The sequence below is a fragment of the Zobellia roscoffensis genome (genome assembly GCF_015330165.1).
In the GTDB taxonomy this organism is placed as follows: Bacteria; Bacteroidota; Bacteroidia; order Flavobacteriales; family Flavobacteriaceae; genus Zobellia; species Zobellia roscoffensis.
In genome coordinates, this window is the sequence record NZ_JADDXT010000002.1 from 4436934 (window position 1) to 4457299 (window position 20366).

14 protein-coding genes are annotated in these 20366 nt (G+C 37.9%); 6 read left to right on the forward strand and 8 right to left on the reverse strand.

Features of this window, described 5'->3' with window-relative positions:
* Positions 1-31: 31 nt before the first annotated feature.
* The 3 genes from IWC72_RS18050 to IWC72_RS18060 all read right to left on the reverse strand — a co-directional run bounded on the left by IWC72_RS18050 (position 32) and on the right by IWC72_RS18060 (position 4907).
* Positions 32-1879: a cytochrome-c peroxidase gene (locus tag IWC72_RS18050; RefSeq protein ID WP_194530752.1), complete on the reverse strand. Its 1848-nt coding sequence runs from the start codon at positions 1877-1879 to the stop codon at positions 32-34.
* Between the two features lie 87 nt (positions 1880-1966).
* On the reverse strand, positions 1967-3505 hold the full coding sequence (locus IWC72_RS18055) for a hypothetical protein (protein WP_194527573.1): 1539 nt from the start codon (positions 3503-3505) through the stop codon (positions 1967-1969).
* A gap of 262 nt (positions 3506-3767) precedes the next feature.
* The gene (locus tag IWC72_RS18060; RefSeq protein WP_194530753.1) at positions 3768-4907 is read right to left on the reverse strand and encodes a Gfo/Idh/MocA family protein; all 1140 of its coding nucleotides are present in this window, start codon (positions 4905-4907) and stop codon (positions 3768-3770) included.
* Positions 4908-5066: 159 nt separating this feature from the next.
* On the opposite strand from IWC72_RS18060, the gene IWC72_RS18065 reads away from it, so the two are divergent.
* From IWC72_RS18065 to IWC72_RS18090, 6 genes are all read left to right on the forward strand, one after another.
* A complete protein-coding gene (locus tag IWC72_RS18065) occupies positions 5067-5351 on the forward strand; it encodes a hypothetical protein (protein WP_194527575.1) in 285 nt (94 codons plus the stop codon).
* A gap of 69 nt (positions 5352-5420) precedes the next feature.
* Positions 5421-5879, forward strand: a complete 459-nt coding sequence (locus tag IWC72_RS18070; RefSeq protein ID WP_194530754.1) for a DUF4271 domain-containing protein — start codon at positions 5421-5423, stop codon at positions 5877-5879.
* Between the two features lie 17 nt (positions 5880-5896).
* A complete protein-coding gene (locus IWC72_RS18075) occupies positions 5897-6583 on the forward strand; it encodes an SGNH/GDSL hydrolase family protein (RefSeq protein WP_194530755.1) in 687 nt (228 codons plus the stop codon).
* Positions 6584-6694: 111 nt separating this feature from the next.
* Entirely contained in the window at positions 6695-8416 is a 1722-nt protein-coding gene (locus IWC72_RS18080) for a phytoene desaturase family protein (protein WP_194530756.1), read from the forward strand.
* Between the two features lie 112 nt (positions 8417-8528).
* Positions 8529-11831: a DUF5107 domain-containing protein gene (locus IWC72_RS18085; RefSeq protein ID WP_194530757.1), complete on the forward strand. Its 3303-nt coding sequence runs from the start codon at positions 8529-8531 to the stop codon at positions 11829-11831.
* Positions 11832-11845: 14 nt separating this feature from the next.
* The gene (locus IWC72_RS18090; RefSeq protein ID WP_194530758.1) at positions 11846-12616 is read left to right on the forward strand and encodes a carbohydrate-binding family 9-like protein; all 771 of its coding nucleotides are present in this window, start codon (positions 11846-11848) and stop codon (positions 12614-12616) included.
* A 9-nt stretch (positions 12617-12625) separates the two neighbouring features.
* Here the strand turns inward: IWC72_RS18090 and IWC72_RS18095 are convergent, their stop codons facing one another.
* The 5 genes from IWC72_RS18095 to IWC72_RS18115 all read right to left on the reverse strand — a co-directional run bounded on the left by IWC72_RS18095 (position 12626) and on the right by IWC72_RS18115 (position 20344).
* The gene (locus IWC72_RS18095) at positions 12626-13786 is read right to left on the reverse strand and encodes a mandelate racemase/muconate lactonizing enzyme family protein (protein WP_194530759.1); all 1161 of its coding nucleotides are present in this window, start codon (positions 13784-13786) and stop codon (positions 12626-12628) included.
* 31 nt (positions 13787-13817) lie between these two features.
* Positions 13818-15119 carry an MFS transporter gene (locus IWC72_RS18100; protein ID WP_194527582.1) on the reverse strand — a complete coding sequence of 434 codons (1302 nt, stop codon included), beginning with the start codon at positions 15117-15119 and terminating at the stop codon, positions 13818-13820.
* Between the two features lie 459 nt (positions 15120-15578).
* Entirely contained in the window at positions 15579-18116 is a 2538-nt protein-coding gene (locus IWC72_RS18105; RefSeq protein WP_194530760.1) for a glycoside hydrolase family 2 TIM barrel-domain containing protein, read from the reverse strand.
* A gap of 105 nt (positions 18117-18221) precedes the next feature.
* Entirely contained in the window at positions 18222-19241 is a 1020-nt protein-coding gene (locus IWC72_RS18110; protein WP_194527586.1) for an L-rhamnose/proton symporter RhaT, read from the reverse strand.
* A gap of 59 nt (positions 19242-19300) precedes the next feature.
* Positions 19301-20344 carry an aldose epimerase family protein gene (locus IWC72_RS18115; protein WP_194530761.1) on the reverse strand — a complete coding sequence of 348 codons (1044 nt, stop codon included), beginning with the start codon at positions 20342-20344 and terminating at the stop codon, positions 19301-19303.
* Positions 20345-20366: the final 22 nt, after the last annotated feature.

Sequence of the window (20366 nt, forward strand, 5' to 3'; positions counted from 1 at the left end):
ACTTTAAATTTATCAGGAAAAATGTATTCTATTAAGGTGTAACTTCGGCTATTTGAGGTATTTCCTCTTTATCAACATTTGTATCTGTCATGGTTTTCAAAAACGAAATAATAGCTTTTTGCTCTTCTAGGGTCAGCTCCAGTTCATCAAAAGGCAAGGTCTGATGCTCTAGTTCAAAGCCCATGCCTCCGCCCCCTCCTTTGTTGTAAAAATCCATAACTTCTTCCAACGTATTGTAAACTCCGTTGTGCATATAAGGTCCCGTGAATTCGGAATTTCTAACTGTGGGTGTTTTAAACATTCCTAAATGTTCTGCCTTGTTGTAGCGCCAATAAAAACCTAGGTCATCATCTAAAAGTTTGTTCTCGGCAGTTTCTGGAACTCCAATAACTTCTTTTTCAGTTTCCGCATAAAATGGTGGCACTGTACCGTTTGTTAAAGGCATAAAATGACAAGTAGCACAAAGCGCTTTACCCATAAACAGGTTCATACCCAATTTTTCCTCTTCTGTAAACGTATCTTCCTCTGCCCTCATATTCCTGTCGAATTTGGAATCAAATCCGTTTAAAGTGGAGATATAAGAAGATATGGCTTTAATAATATCTGTATTTCTATTGGAGATTCTCCCAAAAGCATCTTTGAACAAAACGTGGTAGGTAGTATCCTTTAAAATATCGGTAGAAAATTCATGAACGCCCGTATTGAATTCTTGTTCATTATTGAAAACCATAGAAATCTGATCTAAAATATTCTCTGCACGACCGTCCCAAAAAAAGCTTTTTTGAAAAGCGGAATTAATCAAAGTTGGCGTATTTCGCTGCAACGGACTCCCATTATTTCCGTTGTTTACGGCAATACCGTCAGTATATGCTTTTTCGGGTATGTGACACGTAACACATGCCATGCTTTTTGTTTGCGACAAGTTAGGGTCAAAGAATAATTTTTCGCCAAGTGCAATCTGTTTTTCTGATGGATTTCTATTAATTGGAGGGGTAAAGTATTCCAGATTAAAAGCATTTTTTTCAAAGAAAGTAGGCGCATCAAAATTGAAAGGTTTGTTATTTACCCCCTCCCAAAGACCACTTTCTTTTCTTATACTCACCCAATTACGCGTAATAGGATTCATATAATCCCGTATAAAGGTGTAGCGGTCAAAAGTGTTGAAATCTGTGTTTTTATGAAGAAAATCGACCGCTTTTGCTATGTTTTGATGAAAATTAGTATCTAAATCACTGTTTTTCTCTTGTATCAAATTACGCAATGTATGGTCATAAACCTCTTCCAACCCTCGCAACGAGACCACACTTTCTGAAAGTCCCAAACCGCTTACCGGTGTATCAAAACCTGAAATACCTAAACTAATGATTCGTAAAAGTTGTTGATGAGTGGCTATAAAAAAACGCTCGGCACTTAAATCCCGTTCGGTAACATTTTTCAATAAATTGACCATCAAACCTTTGGTCAGAACCGTTTCTTTTTTAAAAACGGCAGGTGACTCACCGCCTTCATAAATAGACTCTTCTATTTTCTGTAATCCAATAGGGTTCAATATACGTTCTGTATCTTCTGCAAAAACGGGCAAAGCGGGCCCATTAGCACGGTGCCCAACTTCTGGGTTTAGATATGATGCATAGGGTTCTGCTCTTTTAAAAGCAATGCGAAGGTCTTTGAAGATTTTTTTAGCCTCGTTGCTTTCTGCATCTATTTTACTCAAGGTATCGATCAAATCTACCGCCTTGGTCATATTTTTTATATAGAACTCTTGTGCATAACTCCAGTCGGTAGTTTCGACATGGTCCACTTGTGCTAATTCGTTATTTTTATTTTTACAGGAAAGAATACAAAATATCGATAAAAAAAAGAGGAGAAATTTATTCATAACAGAAGTAAGTTGAAACAAAAATTATAAAATAGGGAAAGACCCCCATCAACAGATAGAGGTCTTTCACCATAAAATAGTAAGGTCTTATCTAGGCAAACCTTTTAAGATAATGATTTGACCACCTTGGTTATCTTCTCTAGCACCTGCTGCAATTGCGTCAGGATTTTCAGATTCCATATCGTGACCGTCTTTGCTCTTGTAATCATCATTCTGCCAGTAGTGTGGCTGAAGGTTTAATAAGAACGTGTCATCTTCACCAACTTTATCGGATATATCTACCAATGCACCAAACTCACCACTGAAACCAGTGCTTCCTGATGGATCAAGATCGTTTCTGATCAATAATTCCAAAACGGTTTTTGCATTGTTCCCGTTTAAATCTGTTTGATAAATAGCAGCTGCGTGGTTTCTATCGAAAGAGTTAGGATCTTCTTGAAGGTATACAAAGTTCTCTGTAACCGTAATGTTATCAGGACTCTGAAGCTCAGGAAGGTTACCGTCCATGTTATTAGTATCTGTATTACCACTAATAATCTGAGTGATTTTTCCAGTCAATGGAGATTCTTCATCCAATTCTAATTTGTAAGCTGTACCCCAATCGTTATAAGTACCTCTTCCCGGACCTCTACCTGTTACGGCAACGAAAATATTTCTTGCATTGTCAACAGAACCCTTTTGGTAATCAACATCTTCAACACGCATAAAAGCAGAAGCACCTGCAGCAACACAAGCATCTTCCATTTCATTTTTGGTCATAGCCGCACCGTTTTCGATTTCAACGAATTCGAAAGCATAAGTTTCTTGAAAAGCCAACTGACCTTCGTTATAGATAACACCTTCTTCAACGGCCATTGGCGCGATCGGGTTACCATCTGCATCCGTAGAACCAGAAGCAACTTCTTTCAATTTAAGAACGTAGATTTTACCGTTGTTTAAATCGGCATCTCCGTTTTCAGAGTAATAAAGAGTAATCTGACCTTCAGAACCGCTAGAGTCATCATCACCTCCAATAATTACTGTTTTACCTTTATACGTATCTCTTGGTAATGGAACAGCGTTTTCCCATGAGAACTCACCTAAAGCATCTAAACCGAAATCTGCAGTTGGCGTAGGTACGGCAACATGAGGGTCTATACCTTTAACATCATAGTGAAAGCTTTCTGAAGCAGAAAGAAAAATATCTTTTGCACCACCGTGAATGTCAGCTTCCCACATAGTACCAGAACACTGACGAGCGAAATCTGCAACCCCTGAGTTCAATAACCACTCACCGCCTGTTGGGTTTAAGTTTTCATCTAAATGGATACGGCTAACCGCATAATCATCTTCAGCATTTACAATATACATGTAACCGTTACCTTCTTTTAAGAAACCGGCTCCATCTTGAGCACCTACCAATTGAAAACCGTCCTCTAAAATATCAGTAGAACTAATTAAAGAATAAGGTTTTACAAAGTTAAAGTTTGAATTCATTACTACTAAAGGCTCAAGATTCGATTTGTTCTCGAACATTGTTCCTTCATCTTCTTTTGGACCACCATGCCCAACATGTTCTTCTAATTTTTCACAGGAAGTAGTAGCTACCAAACCTGCTAGTAATAACAATTTAGATACTGTTTTCATTTTGTTCTTTGGTTATTAGTTATACTAATTTTCACCAAAAGTATCTTACTGTTATACCAAAAACGTTAACTCATTATAGCCATACTATAAACAAGATGATAACTTTGTGTTAAATTGTTAACTCAATGTTACCATTCATATTCGTTCTAAATAAGATTGATTTTTGGCATATAAGATCAGGTTTAGAATAGAATCTATCTAAATAATAAAAAAAGGGCGGTCATAGAAACCGCCCTTTTGTACATACTGTCTTTTTGTTTTTTTACGCCCTTACGATACCCATATCTCCTAAGTCTAACGAAATGGTTTTTCCTCCCTCTTTAATGGATTTGTATATAGCTTCTACAATTATCATATCTCGCTTGCCCATCTCACCCGGTGCATAATTGATGGTACCCATCATTATATGTTTGGCAAAATCATCCATCTGCAACTTTTGTTGGCTTTGATGCGGGAATTTTATTTCCTTTCCTTCGGATGTGCGTCCGCTTAATGGTCCGTAACTGTGACATGGGTTCAGTTCTGCCCATCCTTTTTCAAAAGAAACAAAAAGGCGATTCGCGTTTGCATTATGAGAGGTAAACAAATTACCTACTACCCCATCAGGAAAATTCATCTGCGCGGTTATGGTTTCGTCCGTATCTTTAAAGTACTCAGGTCTAGAGCTAAATTCCTGCGCTGCCACCGAAATAGGGTTCTGGCCTGTACCATATATATTACTTTGTATGGAATACACGCCCATATTCATTAATGCGCCACCTCCTGAAAGGGCATGGTCCAAACGCCACTGATCTGGATTTCCCCGAGAAATATAGCCTGCATCCGAAGATACGTAATGTACATCACCAAAAGGCTTCTCTTTCACCATGCGCTTGATTTCATTGGTATAAGGATCCGATTGCATCCGATAACCTACACTCAATTTTACTCCGGCATCATTACAAGCATTCATAATAGCATCACATTCTTTAACGCTGACCGCCATAGGTTTTTCACAGATGACATGTTTACCCGCCTTTGCTGCACGGATGCTAAACTCGGCATGCATACTATTGGGAAGCACTACATAAACAATATCAATATTTTTATTTTTTGCAATCGAATCAAAATTCTCATAATTGTAGACGTTCTTCTTGGGGATGTTGTATTGTTCTACCCATAGCTTTTCTTTTGCCGGAGTTCCTGTTACAATACCCGCCAAATAACAATGTTCCGTATCTTGTAGAGCAGGTGCTAATTGCCCCGTGCTGTAGCCTCCCAGCCCTACTAAAGCTATGCCCAACTTCTTTTTTTCCTTTTCAGGAGAAAATCCATAGCCCAACCCAACACTGCTTAAAAACGCAGTGCCAGCCAAGCCTTTTGACAGTTTTGTATTGAAGCTTCTTCTTGATATATTTTTCATTTGTTGTTCCTCTTTTAATTATTCCTTCTAAAATACATATAAATAAGTTTTCCTTTAGCACGTGGAAAAATAGTTTTAGAGTTGTTAAATTTTATACTGTATTTTCTTACAAGTTGTAACATTTTTGAATAAATTGCTACCTATAAATAAAAACTATTCATGGCGGGAGAAGGTTTTATGGCACATGCGATTACCAGTTTAAGAACGAACAGGGCGCTTCTTAAAAAACGGAATTTCAAAGATTTAAAGGACCTTTGCAAAGAAGGCACCGGTAAAACCGAATTAGAATTTAAAAAATTAAGTCCACGTGAATGGGACATCCTTAAAAATCAAATTAGAAGCCAACATAAAAACAACCTACGCTTTGAAACGATGATTTACATACTCTCTGTAGTAATCTCTCTTCTTATTCTTTATTGCCTCTACTGGCTAATAGCAAACTAAGCCCTTGTTATTATTTTTTGTCATTCCTTTTGAAAAGCTATCTTTATAAACACCTAAACCAAGCAATAGATGGCTACAAAACCTTCTGATTTTTTTAAGACCTTATCCATAATTCATCTTGCGCTAGTAGGTGGTATTCTAGTGTTTGGAGCAATAACATACTTTAATAACGGTAGTTTTGAAGCTAATACCGACCCAAATGACATTTTTATATATGTAGTACCTATAGTAGCTGCTTTTGGTTACTTTATGAGTCAATTTTTATTTAAAAAACAACTTCAAAGCATCAACAGAACCGATGAATTATCAACTAAAATGAGTAAATATCTATCCGCATCAATAGTAATGTACGCCCTTATAGAAGGGCCTGCATTTCTAGCTATCTTTGCGTATAGCTTTAGTGGCAATGCCTTATTTTTGGTTATTGCAATTTTCTTGGTGGCATATCTTTATATGCAAAAACCAGCACAACGAAAGTTTATGGACAATGTTCCTTTAACTATGGAAGATAAAAAACAATTCAACTAGATAACTTACAGATCAACATGAAACTTAAACCAACACTACTTGCTTTATTAATGGGACTAGGAATAATTAATGGGATAAAGGGACAAGATTGGCCCAATTTGAGTCAATTTAAAGAAGACAATGCTAAACTTGCTAAACCCTCAACAGATGAAAACCGAGTGGTTTTTATGGGTAATTCCATTACCATAGGTTGGCTCAACTCAAGACCGGAATTCTTTGCTAACAAACCCTACGTAAATAGAGGTATTAGCGGTCAGACTACTCCACAAATGTTAGTACGTTTCAGACAAGATGTAATTGATTTACAACCCAAAGTAATGGTTCTCTTAGCGGGTACTAACGATATAGCCGGCAATACAGGGCCGTCAACTCTTGAGATGATTATGAACAATATTAAATCTATGGCAGACTTAGCGGCAGCAAATGACATTAAAGTAATTTTGTCTTCCACTTTACCTGCTTTTAATTATCCATGGAAACCAGGAGTGGAGCCTGCCCAAAAAATTGTGGATTTAAACAAGATGATCAAAGCTTATGCTGAAGAAAAAGGCCATATTTATCTCGATTACTTTTCTGCATTGGCAGACGAGCGCAATGGACTACCAAAAAAATATGCAAAAGATGGTGTACACCCCACTGTTGAAGGTTACAAAGTAATGGAGCCCCTTGTAGAAAAAGCTATTGCCGATGCATTGCAAAATTAAAGAGTAGCACACGTTTACAATTTTCGAATCTTTTAGGTAAAAATCTAATACCCTTTTTATGTATATCTTCGTTAGTATTGGCTACCAAAAATTCCACTTTTAAATCTGCTAATGCAAGAAACAGCTAAAGATTCAAACTCGACCATCGACACTGATTCATCTGAACGTTTCGATTCTATAATCATCGGTTCTGGAGCTGGTGGTTTGGCTACTGCCATTTGCCTAGCTAGAGCAGGTAAGAAAGTAGTGGTACTGGAACAACACGATGTTCCTGGTGGTTGGTGCCATAGTTTCTATTTAAACGGACACCGCTTTACTCCTGGGGTACATTATGTTGGACTTATGGCTGAAGGAGAAGCTACCAACGATTTGTACCGTGGTTTAGGAATTGCCAACGACCTCGTATTTTTTAGAATGAATCCCGATGCCTACGAACATGTTCTTGTAGGTGAAGAACGATTTGATTTTCCAGCTAATTTTGATTTGCTAATCGAACGTCTATCCCAACGGTTTCCTAAAGAGGAAAAACAAATTTACAAATACCTTCACTTGACCCGTAAAGTTAGTGAAGAACTCTACTCCCTACCCTATTTTAAAGGGTTTTGGCAGAAGTTGACAATTCCTTTCAAAACAAAACATTTTGGAAAGTACGGTATGTTCAGCGTGAGAAAAGTAATTGGATGGCATATCAAAAATCCACTTTTAAAAAATATTTTGAACATACAATGTGGTGACCATGGTGCACAACCTAAAAAGGTTCCTTTTGTATTACATAGTGCATTAATGTACCATTACTTTCAAGGAGGATACTATCCCATGGGCGGTGGTGGAGCGCTCATAAAAGCAATGACCAATAAACTGAAAGAATATGGTGGAGAACTCCGCACAAGCACAGCCGTAAAAACTATTATCTTGGAAGGAGACCAACGTAAAAAAGCCGTTGGCGTAACTTTAAACAACGGAAAAAAATTATATGCTAGCACCATAGTTTCCAATGCGGATGTAGGTATTACCTATAACAATCTAATTGGTAGAGAAAACTTAAGTAAAAGTCTGCAGCAAAAATTAGCAAAAACAAAATATTCAAGTACTTCGTTGATGTTGTTTTTAATTGTTGATATGGACTTACGCAAAGCAGGACTAGATTCCGGCAATATTTGGATGATGCCAAATAAAGACACTGACGATTTTTATGATAGCATGCTCGAATCCGATATTTCAAAAGGAGATGCCTTTGAAGGGATGTTCATTAGTTGCACAACCTTAAAAGACCCTTCTAGCTTTGATGGCAAATACCATAGTATAGAAGCTATTACCCTTGTAGATTTTAAAGCGTTCGAAAAATTCAAAAATGAAAATCAAGAGCGGTCTCAAGAATATCTAGATTTTAAAGAACGATTGATGCAAAAAATGCTAAACGGACTAGAAAAAGCTATTCCGGGTATCAGAAATCACATTGTTCAAAAAGATTTAGGTACTCCATTGACCAATAAATACTATGTAAATACAACAGATGGAAATATTTACGGTACCGAAAAAAGTCTCAAACATATAGGTCCTTTTGCTTACAAAGCTAAAAGCGAAATTGAGAACCTCTATCTATGTGGTGCCAGTATTTTGTCCCATGGTGTTGCAGGAGTCTCGCATTCCGGTGTTGATACCGCAGCACAAATTTTAGAGTGTGACCCAGATGAGCTCAAAAAACCACAGGAAAACCAACATATTAGAATCTATGAAGCCGAAGATTCCACAGACTACCCAGAATGGATGCTGAAAAAAATAGCGGTCAAAACTGCTAGGGCCAAAAACAAAAGCGCAGATATCAATACATAAGATATATACGAAGTCATTTTTGTCAATTTATTATACTCGGCAGACCATTTGTTCTACTGTAATTTAACAATACTTCTTAATTTTAAGAAGAACATTACAATACATACAAATTATGCCAAACCAAATTCGATTTCTCTCAACATTTTTATTTTTTATTTGTATTTCTGCCCTTCAGGCACAAGTAAAAGTTTACGAAGGTCAAGAAACCATCCCTACGTATAAAATAGGTACGGACGAGGTCAGTCCTATTTTTTATACGGGTAGAGGCGTTCAAGGAGCGCAGGGTAAAGTATATCCGTACGCTTCGCAAACCAAATTAGGTGACTCGTTAGTAGATGTCACTTATGACATGGTCTACCTAGAAAACGAGTACATACGAGTTAAAGTTTTACCCGCTTTTGGTGGCCGCCTATTCTCAGCGATCGACAAAACTAACGGACATGAACTTTTTCATACGAATAGTGTTATTAAACCCGATTTAATAGGGACTTTAGGCGCTTGGGTTTCCGGGGGAATCGAATGGTGTTTTCCTCACCACCACCGTACTACTACCATGCTACCCAGTGATTATAGAATGATAAATAACGAAGACGGAAGCGCTACCGTTTGGATCGGTGAGACCGAAAAAACCCGAGATATGCGTGGTATAGTAGGTATGACGCTGAGACCAGGTCGCTCCTACATTGAAGTGGATTATCGTATTAATAACACTAGCGATGTTACGACTACATTTCTTTTTTGGGCAAATGTGGCCATTACAGCAAATGATGATTTTAGAACCTTCTGGCCACCAAGTCAAGAAATTGGAGTATACCATAACAATAGTAGTTTTATTAAGTGGCCATTATCAAATAAAACAGACGATTACGGAAGAACCAGTTACGAAGAAGGTGTAGACCTTACTTGGTGGAAAAACCACCCAAATCCGGTTTCATTTTTTATGTGGGACATTAAAGAGGGTTTTATAGGTGGGTATGATTATGGACAAAATGCGGGAACCGTTCATGTTGGTGATCCATTTGAAAACAATGCTTCAAAACTATGGCAATTTGGACCAGGCTTACAAGGGCAAAATGCAAGACGTAAACTTACCGACGACGGAAAAGCTTATGTAGAATTAATGACGGGAACATTTTCAAACAATCAACCCGATTATAATTGGATTCTTCCCCATTCCGTTAAAGATGCAAAAAATTACTGGTATCCTGTACGTGATTTAGAAGTGGTTAAAAATTCAAATACCGATGCATCCGTAACCTTGCAAAAGCGTAATGCAAAAACGTTTTTTTATGGGTTCAACACCACCAAAACCTTTAAAAATGCTAAGGTTATTCTTAAAAACGGCCAAACCATTTTGGAAGAAAAAACGATAGATATTGACCCCGCCCATCCTTTTACATCCACATATAAAAATAGAAAGGCCTTAGATGAACATCAACTTACTGCTCTTATCCAGGATGCGGATGGTAATGAACTTATTTCATACACGCCCTACAAACCTGCAAACCCTCAACTACCCGAAAATCAGGAAAAGGTAAAGAAACCAGAAGAATTAAAAACTGTTGAAGATTTATATTTAACCGGACGTTTCGTTGAGCAATTTAGAAGACCGGGTATAGAACCAGATGATTACTATTTAGCCGCTTTGGACAAATCGCCAAATGATTACCGTACCAATCTAGCTTTGGGTATTCGTAGAATAACTCAAACAAAATATGAAGAAGCTTTGAAATATCTTCAAACCGCAGCGGACAAATTAAAAGTGAAATACTACCAACCCAAAGAAGGTGAAATATTCTACTATTTAGGGTTGGCACACCAAGCATTAGGCCATAAAGAAGAAGCCTATGCCAACTTAGCCAGAGCCACCTGGTACTATCAATGGTTTTCTGCCGGCAACTTTAAATTAGCACAAATAGAGAGCGCCAAGGGAAACTATTCAAAGGCTCTGGAATATGCCCAAGAAGCCTATTCCACAAACAACAGAGATGGGAGGATTGTAGTATTGAACGCGGCTTTACTTCGTAAACTAGACCGACAAAATGAAGCCAACGGACTTTTAGAAAATCAAATTGCCTACGATCCACTTGATTTTTCTGTGCTATATGAAATGGAACTGGCCAAAGGTAGCAGCTCAATGGATACATGGAAAATGAATATGCAGGATCCAGAAAATAATTATTTGGAGATTGCCACTAATTACATGAACGCAGGTCTGATTGAAGACGGAATTGCTTTGCTATCCGGCATAAAAAATGAGTCTAACCCTCTTATTGCATACTACGAGGCGTGGTTCTACACTAAAGCCGGTAATTTATCTAAAGCTGCCGATGCTATTTCAACGGCTAAAAAAGCATCTCTGGATTACGCTTTCCCATATCGTACGGAAACCGAAACTGTCTTAAACAAATCTCTGGAGATTGATGCCAATAACGCTACTACCTTTTACCTTTTGGGTAACCTCTTGTATGATAAAAGACCGGATGATGCCATTATGTATTGGCAGAAGGCCGGTGCTATAGATACAAGTATTCCCATGGTTTGGCGTAATCTGGCCTTTGGCGCTTTCTATCACCAAAAAAATCCATCACAGGCCATAGATTATATGACCAAGGCTATTGCGCTTGACAACTCAAATCCATTATGGTACTCGGAACTTTCAAAATATTATGACGAATCCGATGCCGATTTTAGAAAAAATCTGGAAATCTTAGATAACAATCTTGATATCGTAAGAGAAGATGTGGATGCCCCAAAAACGTATGTTGAACTTTTAAATCTAGCCGGAGATTATGATAAAGCTATTGCATTTCTAGACAAACATCATTTTAGAACTTGGGAAGGTGGTAGAGAAACGTACTGGCATTATGTAGATACCCATACCTTAAAAGCTAAAAAGTTAATTGCCGATAAAAACCCTAAAGAAGCTGTTTCTCATTTGGAGCGCGCACTACTTTACCCTGAAAATCTTGAAGTAGGCAAGCCTACACACGACGAAAAAAATGCAATGATCTATTATTATATGGGAGAAGCTTATGACCAATTGGGTGATGCTAAAAAAGCGAAGTCCAGTTATCAAAAAAGCATTGACGCCCAGAGCGGAAGAGGTATGAACGACCTTTTATTTTTTCAAGGTAAATCATTGGAAAAGTTGGGAGATTCAGAAAAGGCAAAAACCATTTATAAAGACCTTATTGCAAAAGGGAAGTCAATGCGTGAGAGCGGCACCGGCAATACGTTAGTTGCCGTAGAAGAAGCCTCCGCTACAAACAAAAAGTTCACTTCCAACTCCTATTATTTAGAAGCACTAGGTAATTTAGGACTTAAAAATAGTGCAGAATCGGAAAAGGAACTACAACAGGCATTAGATATTTATCCTAATAATTTGTGGGCCAAAATCATGATGAACAACTAACCCTCATTAAACATATGTTACAAAATACTAAGGTTTTAGTCACTGTCTTCTTTCTATCCGCTACCCTGTGGGCACAACAAGAAAAGAAACTTTCTTTGGGGGAACAACCTATTTTTAAAGTTTCTAAAGTTAGTGAGCCCATGCAGATAGATGGAAAAATGAAGGAAGGGGCTTGGTCCAGAACGGAAGCTAGAACCTTAGATAATTTCTATAATATAGATAAACCTTCGGACCAGCAGAAATCAACTTTTAGAATGCTTTGGGGCGAGGATGAGTTCTATATCTTCTTTGAAATAGAAGACCAATATATTACATCTAGGGAAACCAAAAGAGACGGGCAACCTTATTTTGATGACTGTGCCGAAATATTCTTCATTACTGCTCCAGATAGTCTAGACACTCATTTTGGATATGAATTGAATTTAAACAAAGCTTCAAACGACTTTATTTATTTCAATAATTATACAATGGGAAAAGATGTAGTTTACAAATCTTTCAATCCTAGTTTTGAGGTAGAGGTAACATTTGATGGAACAATAAATGATAATTCCGATATAGATAAGGGATGGACCATGGAAATGGCCATCCCCTATTCTAACTTTGGTGAGCTTGGTAAAGTTGTTGCAATTGAACCCGGAAACAAATGGGCTTTCCTTGCTATTCGTCAAGACCGTAATGATGCTAACGGCAACCGCCGGTCTACATCAACTATTTTCCCTATTTATGATATTTCCAAAAACGTACATCAAGCGAACAGGTTTGGACTAATGGAATTTGTTGAATAATATTTTTGACTACCAGTTCGTAAACGAACCGTCCTGGCGTCTTAACCTTGGTATTTCAATTGGTTTAAAAGTTTTTTCCAAAGCCAATTCTTCATTGAACTCAACACCTAGTCCAGGAGTATCCAATACAGGATACGTAGGTCCATTCAAAATTGGACGCACAGGATAAAATTCCGGAGCATCGGTTCCCATATACTGTGCCGGAGTATTCATTTCTTCCAACCAGCCAAAATTAGGACATGCTGCTGCCATATGAATGGAAGCCGCTGTACAAATAGGACCTAACGGGTTATGGGGCATCAAATCTATATAATGTGCTTCCGCTAAACTGGCCACTTTCATTGCCTCGGTAATTCCACCTACATTACAAATATCTATACGTGCATATTGAGTCAAATTACGCTCTAAAAAAGGTAAAAACTGCCACTTGCTTGAAAACTCTTCTCCTATAGTAAATGGAATATCAACCATTTTACGAAGGTTCTCATATGCTTCCGGATTTTCATCGCGGATAGGTTCCTCAATATAATCTAATGTTCCTGGAGGCATACGTTTTATAAATGAATACGTCTGGGCCGGAGTAAGTCTTGTATGGTAATCAATGCCTATGGTAATGGCCGTACCCACTTCTTTTCTCAAGTCAGTAAGCCATTCGGCGATTGTTGCAATGGACTGGCGAGGTTCAAAAAGCTCTTTGTCTCCTTCGGCCTCAAATTCAGCTGGAGCCAAACGCAACATGTTCCAACCCTCTTTTATACATGTTTTAGAATACTCAAAAAGCTCTTCTCGTGTTCTAAAACGAACCGAAGCAAAACAGTCTACATGGTCGCGATGTTTCCCTCCTAAAAGTTCATATACCGGAACACCAAGCGCCTTTCCTTTAATATCATAAAGAGCAATATCAATAGCCGAAATAGCCGCTGTAAGTACTCTACCACCTTCAAAATATTGTCCGCGATACATTTCTTGCCAAAGTGCACCAATATTTCGCGCGTCTTTTCCAATTAGAAAACCTTTAAAATGTTCTATTGCACCTATAACCGCTAATTCCCTTCCTGAAAGCCCTGATGCCCCCCATCCGTAAATTCCTGAATCGGTTTCAACCTTTACAACAAGTTGGCTTCCAAAACCAACATTTATGGGAAAAGTTTTAATAGCTGATATCTTCATAAAATGCCTATTTATTATGTTTAGTGTTTTATTAATTTTTTGGTACGATACGTTCAACTTTACCCACAATAAAGGTGTAAGATATAAATCCGAGCAATGCTATACCACCTATAAAGAAAAGCGCTGGACTAAAATCTCCATCTTCTACCAAGTAACCGATTACAATGGGTACAACTACTCCCGCTAGACCACCAATAAAGTTAAACGCCCCACCGGTAAGTCCTATTAATTTTTTAGGAGCCATAAGCGAAATAAATATCCACGCAATACTTGCTAACCCGTTACCAAAAAAGGCCAGGGCTAAAAAAAGTATTACAAAGAATGTATCATCTGTATAGTTTGCCCCAATAATACAGGTAGATAATAACATACCAACAATAATGGGTGTCTTTCTAGAAATCTCTACGGAATAGCCTTTCTTAATCAAATAATCAGAAGAGAAACCAGATAAAAGTACTCCAAAGAAAGCTGCCAAAAATGGAATGGAAGCCAAGAAACCTGATTTCAAAAAATCTAATCCTCTAAATTCCACGAGATATGTGGGAAACCAAGTTAGGAAAAATATAGTTGTAGCTCCCAAACAGAATTGACCTATATAAAGTCCCCAAAGTTTTCTGTAGATAAAAGCTTGCTTGAAGTCGTTCCAATCAAATTTTTTCTTGTCCTCCTTCTTTACATCGTTTTTACCAACAAGTCCACCTCCCTTTTCAATATGCTCTAATTCTGCTTTATTTATAGATTTATGATTTTGTGGATTACGGTAGAAAAAATACCAAATTGCCGCCCACACAAGTCCAATTATACCAGATATAATAAACAATCCTCTCCAGCCAAAATAGGTCTGAATCGTTACTAAAACCGGTGTAAGAAAAGCGAGTCCCAAAAACTGTCCCGAAGTATATATGGCAATTGCCGATGCCCGTTCGTTTTCAGGAAACCATTTGGTTACCACTAAATTATTGATAGGATAAGAAGGAGCTTCAAAAATACCTATACTGGCCCTCAACCCTAATAATGCCCCAAAAGAACTGACCATTCCCTGTATGAGAGTGGCTACAGACCATAAGGCCATCATGACAGAATATAATATACGAGTGGGAAGTTTATCCGCGACAATACCACCAGGGATTTGCAAACAGGCATACGTCCATGCAAAGGCAGAAAATACGTAGCCCATCTGTACATTGCTCAAGCCAATATCTTCCTTCATGGCAAAAGCCGCCACGGAAATATTACTTCTGTCCAAATAATTAATAACCACGGTAACGAATACCATGGCCAATATATTATAACGTTTACGTGTGGGATTCACAGCTGAATTAAAGTCGGTCATTTAGTTAATTATTTATAAATAAATTTTGCAGGTTATTTCAATAAAAAAAACAAAATCAGAAAAAAAATGAATTTCTGATTTTAAAAGTGTCAAGATAACAATTATTATCGTTTAGCGTAAAATAAGTTTAGTTTTAAAACACAATTGCTCAATGGATTAATAAAAAAGAAACGGCAACAGGTCAAAAGAACCTGCTGCAGTTTTCAAACAACTAACTCAACTAGTTTACTTTAATCAGATTAATTTTTAAATACTTTGACCAATACGCTTTACTTATGAACGCCACGGCTACTTAGCTAGGAGTAGAAGACCGTATGATATAGCTTCTACTTATGGATGTCTTGACTATTAAAACATTTTCTGTACTTCTCATAAATCCATTTACAAAATGAACGATTTACAATTTGTAATGAAAAAAAACTATTTCATTTGGAAATACCCTGCAAAAAATAGTCAACCTTAAATAGCATTTACATTCAACGTAATTTCACCTGCTTTCAAACCTTCGGAAGCAGCGGAAATAGTTACTTTATCTGCCTGAGAGTTTGATTGCACTATTAAAAGTACCCTACCCTGATCAGTTACAATTTTGTTGGACTGAAAATCCTGAACATTTCTTTCCGAACCATTATCAACCCCAAGTAGCCTTACATCACCATGAACAGTAAAAATAATTTCTGAATTGAGGTGTCTTACCGGATTACCTTCTATATCTACAATTTGAGCCACTATATGGGCCACATCATAGGCATTGGTAGACAATTCACTTTTGTCCACTGAAAGTTGAACGGCATGAGGTTCTTCGGCTGTTTTCAATTGAGCAATTGCATCTACTTTTTTTCCATCAATATAACCTTCAGCCTTTAATTCTCCCTCAGTAAACGGAACGGACCATTTATAGATATGGTCGTCAAAATCCGCTAGCTTTTTTCTCCCTAGCGAAGCATCGTTTAAAAAGAGTTCCACTTCTTCACAATTTGAATATACCTCTACAACGGTAGGTTCATTGACATCATAATTCCAGTATTCATTGCTTTCATGCCAAAACCACAATGCCTGTTTCCAAGCGTCTTTTTTCTTTTCTATGGGTTCTCCTACACTGTTTAACTTAAAAATTGATTTATCCAAAGACTGTGTAGTAATATATAAATGAGGCTCATCGCTCCAAAGCGTTTTCATCATATGGTATGAAGTCTTTTCGAAACCTGCTGAATTCAGTAATCCACTATTCGTGCCTTTTTTTGGCCAGCCTCCGTTAGACTCACCCATATAATCAATTCCCGTCCACAAAAAGAGCCCGGAAATAAACGGACGTTCCATCACCGCTTTCCACTCATGCCACTGCGGAAGATTTTCTGTTCCCATGATTACCTTGTTCGGATAATTTTTGTGTCCGTAATCATAAATTACCCGTCGGTAACTATAACCCACAACATCCAACGCGTCTGCATAACCCGATAAATGGCTAGCCGAAGGTAGAATGCAATTAGCAGTTACATAGCGTGTAGTGTCCAATTCCTTGGTCCATTTTGCCAACTTGTGAGCCGTTTCACCTATATCGTATTTTCCCTTGGGCAAAGTATTCAATTTTTCATTTATCTGCTCTACGGAAAACGGTGGCTCGGAAAAGAAGTAATTGCCCTGCCATCCCATGTTGTTAAAGAAACCCGTGGCATCTGCATTTCTTGGATAGGTCCACTCTATCTCGTTACCGATGCTCCACTGTATAATACTTGGATGGTTTCGGTGCGCCAATACGGTGTTTTTTAAATCTTTTTCTGCCCATTCTTGAAAGTGCTCCGTATAACCACGAGTAACGTAGTCTACACTTTGTTCATTCATGTTCTTTCTTTTGTCCTTGGGATTGTCCCACTCATCAAAAAACTCATCCTGTACCAGAAAGCCCATCTCATCGCACAAATCTAAAAATGCTTGGGAACCGGGATTATGCGAAATTCTAATCGCATTACAACCCGCTTCTTTTAGCTTGGCCAAGCGTCTTCTCCAAACATCATCAGGAACTGCAGCACCTACCAATCCTCCGTCATGGTGCAGGCAAACTCCTTTTATTTTCATATTTTCACCGTTAAGGAAAAACCCTTCATCAGCATCAAAACGGATGGATCGAACACCAAAGGTTGTTTCCTGTTGATCAATAATTTTTCCGTCTTGCACGATTGAGGTAATGGCTTTGTATAAATAGGGATTTTCAACGCTCCATAGATTAGCGTTTTCAATAGATACGGACTGTTGATGTGAAGTCTTCGTATTTCCGGCAATGGAAAATGTATTTGTTTGTTCATTGACTTTTTTCCCTTCTCTATCATAAATATCAGTTTGTATTTCAGCGTTTTTATTCTCTGAAAAATCGTTCTGGATATTAATTGCTACAGAAACTTCTGCCCTATTTTCATCTATTTTAGGAGTCGTAATGAACACGCCCCAAACAGGAATGTGCAATTTGTTTTTGACCAAAAGTTTTACATCTCGATATATTCCTGAACCCGTGTACCAACGGCTGTCGGCATAACGGGTTCTATCAACCTTAACCTCGATTAAATTCGAGTCTTTTTCCGAATTCAAATAAGGTGAAATGTTAAAATAAAATGGAGAATATCCATACGGATGAGCACCGACCTTTTCTCCGTTCAAAACAACTTCCGAGTTATTATAAACCCCATCAAACAATATATATGCATTTTCATTCTCTTGTAGTCTTAATGGGAATTTTTTACGATACAACCCTGTACCTCCGGGAAGATACCCAGTAGCCCCTTCGCCATTTATGGAGTCAAAAGAAGCTTCAACACTCCAATCATGTGGAAGTCTTACGTTTTTCCAGTTGGCGGAGTTCCCAGTGGTGTCTACCAACTGAAACTGCCAATCGTGATTGAAATCAGTAGATACTTGTGTTAATTCTGTTTTAGCCCGTTTATCATTCGTGCAAGAAGTTAGCACGGAACCAATCAGTGTAAAAAACAAAAGATATTTTTTCATAACTCTATATTTACCATATGAATCAAAAAAGCCCAATTGAAAAGCTTATAACAATCGGGCTTACTACTAAAACAAACTAACTTTATTTTTGATGGAGAGCCGGCATTAACCTAATCCGTTCGCATAAGCCACAATTACAATTCCTGCAATCATACAACCCAATCCACCATATAATAGGTTTCTAGCTTTTGGCGAAGCGCTTATCCATTCCTTAGTTACCAAACCACTTACAATTGCCGTAGCAACAGAAGCTGTATTAAAAATTGCATACCCAACAGTATTTCCGGATGCACCAAGTTTAAATGCAGCATATGCAAAAAGAGCTGAGGCAGCATAATGAAAAACGGCCATGATCAGAATAAGAAATAGATTCTTTCCAAAAGCTGGCGTTTTGAAATCTCCCCATGCTTTTTTGGCATTTAACTGCCACAAGAAGTAAGCAGTCATAACGATACCCCCACTTAAGAAAATAGGAAACATAACAGCTACTGCCGTTATCCAATCGGCATTGCCCTGTGCTATGCTTGCCTCGTGCAAATATGGTCTTCCTGCGGCATTGGCATAACTGAAACCGGTAGCCAAAAGACCTCCAACAACAGCAATCATAATACCTGTTACCATAGAACCTTTATTGGAACCTCCTTTTTCCGTGGCGATTTTTTTCTCGTCCTTTTCTCGGGTAAGACCTGCCTTTCCGTTCAATATTACCCCAAGCAAGACCACCAAAATACCGACTAAAATGAAGGTTAATACATTAGATGGCGGTAAACCATCTTCTATGAACGGTAAAAGGGAACCTACTAAAATTATAGTTCCAATAAATATTGAAAAACCTAAGGAAAGTCCTATATGATTTATGGCTTTACTCCACATCATAACGCCTATTCCCCAAAGGAAACTGGTAAGTCCCATTTTAATCCAAATATCGGTTGGCATATTACCAAAAATTTCACCAAAACCCTGAATAAGAGTCACTGATGCTATAATGGGCACCACGAACATAGTCAGGAGAAAAAAGAGACTCCACGTATTTTCATACTTGAACCCCTTTGTAAATTTTTCAGGAAGGGCATAAAGGCCCAACATCAATCCGGCGAAAATCGCCCATAAAACTCCTTCGGTCATAACTTAAATATTTAATTGAAGTCAAGTCAACCACTACCGGCCCACCTGACTTTATTGATTTACCAGTTGAATTTAAAAATAGTAGTACTGTTATAAACTTCGCCAACTTTTAGAATGCTCTGGGGAGCAGTGGCAATATTCGGTCCATTAGGATAGCGGTGGGTTTCACAACAAAATCCGCGGAATTTGCCGTACTGCAAGCCGGATTCCCGCTTTAGTTCATCAGAAGTATATTTACCCGTATACAATAACATGCCGGGCTCCGTAGTAAAAACTTCCATAGAACGCCCACTCTTAGGCTCGGATATTTCGGCCACTTTACCCAGTTCAAATCCTTTATCTTCAAAGAGGTAAAAGTGCTCAAAACCGTCGCCCATGGCATCATGTACTTCTTTTATGGTCTTTGCCGTACGCAAATCATCGGTTTTGCCCGCAACAGAAACATTCTCACCTGTTGCTGCACCGGTTTCATCCCAAATTTGTTTGGTATCCGAGTTTACCATTACGGAGTGACCCTCTACATTTTCAGCAAAACCAGAAAGATTAAAATACGAGTGATTTGTAATGGTGAAAGGCGTGTCTTGGTCGGTTATTGCGCCATATCGTATTTTAAGTTCATTGTCATTTGTTAATGTAAAGGTCACTTGAACCGTAATATTTCCAGGAAAACCTTCTTCTAAATGAAGACTTGTAAGTTCCATTTGAATGTTAGCTAACTCGTTTGAAAACGAACTTACTTTCCATATTTTTTTGTCGAAGCCCACTTTACCACCGTGAAGATTATTATTACCAACAATTTTTGCCAGTTCATAATCCTTTCCCTTCAAAGAAAATTTAGCATCCTTAATTTGCGAACAATAACGACCTACGGTTCCTCCAAAATAGGGGGCATTTGCTTTATAAGCATCAGAAAAATAGCCTTCAAAAGTATCAAAACCACAAACGATTTCTTCGGCTTTACCTTCTTTGTTCGGCACTAAAATAGAGGTAATTGTAGCCCCATAGTTGGAGATTTTTACTCGAACTCCATTATCATTTTCCAAAGTATACTGTTGAATAGTTTCACCATTCAGTACACCAAAATCCGTTTGATCTGTTCTCATTATCATTTGCATTTAAAATGTT

What these genes read in the sequence shown, in the direction of transcription:
- IWC72_RS18050 (WP_194530752.1), bottom strand. Translation starts at nt 1,879, where the DNA reads ATGAATAAATTTCTCCTCTTTTTTTTATCGATATTTTGTATTCTTTCC.
- IWC72_RS18055 (WP_194527573.1), bottom strand. Translation starts at nt 3,505, where the DNA reads ATGAAAACAGTATCTAAATTGTTATTACTAGCAGGTTTGGTAGCTACT.
- IWC72_RS18060 (WP_194530753.1), bottom strand. Translation starts at nt 4,907, where the DNA reads ATGAAAAATATATCAAGAAGAAGCTTCAATACAAAACTGTCAAAAGGC.
- IWC72_RS18065 (WP_194527575.1), top strand. Translation starts at nt 5,067, where the DNA reads ATGGCGGGAGAAGGTTTTATGGCACATGCGATTACCAGTTTAAGAACG.
- IWC72_RS18070 (WP_194530754.1), top strand. Translation starts at nt 5,421, where the DNA reads ATGGCTACAAAACCTTCTGATTTTTTTAAGACCTTATCCATAATTCAT.
- IWC72_RS18075 (WP_194530755.1), top strand. Translation starts at nt 5,897, where the DNA reads ATGAAACTTAAACCAACACTACTTGCTTTATTAATGGGACTAGGAATA.
- IWC72_RS18080 (WP_194530756.1), top strand. Translation starts at nt 6,695, where the DNA reads ATGCAAGAAACAGCTAAAGATTCAAACTCGACCATCGACACTGATTCA.
- IWC72_RS18085 (WP_194530757.1), top strand. Translation starts at nt 8,529, where the DNA reads ATGCCAAACCAAATTCGATTTCTCTCAACATTTTTATTTTTTATTTGT.
- IWC72_RS18090 (WP_194530758.1), top strand. Translation starts at nt 11,846, where the DNA reads ATGTTACAAAATACTAAGGTTTTAGTCACTGTCTTCTTTCTATCCGCT.
- IWC72_RS18095 (WP_194530759.1), bottom strand. Translation starts at nt 13,786, where the DNA reads ATGAAGATATCAGCTATTAAAACTTTTCCCATAAATGTTGGTTTTGGA.
- IWC72_RS18100 (WP_194527582.1), bottom strand. Translation starts at nt 15,119, where the DNA reads ATGACCGACTTTAATTCAGCTGTGAATCCCACACGTAAACGTTATAAT.
- IWC72_RS18105 (WP_194530760.1), bottom strand. Translation starts at nt 18,116, where the DNA reads ATGAAAAAATATCTTTTGTTTTTTACACTGATTGGTTCCGTGCTAACT.
- IWC72_RS18110 (WP_194527586.1), bottom strand. Translation starts at nt 19,241, where the DNA reads ATGACCGAAGGAGTTTTATGGGCGATTTTCGCCGGATTGATGTTGGGC.
- IWC72_RS18115 (WP_194530761.1), bottom strand. Translation starts at nt 20,344, where the DNA reads ATGAGAACAGATCAAACGGATTTTGGTGTACTGAATGGTGAAACTATT.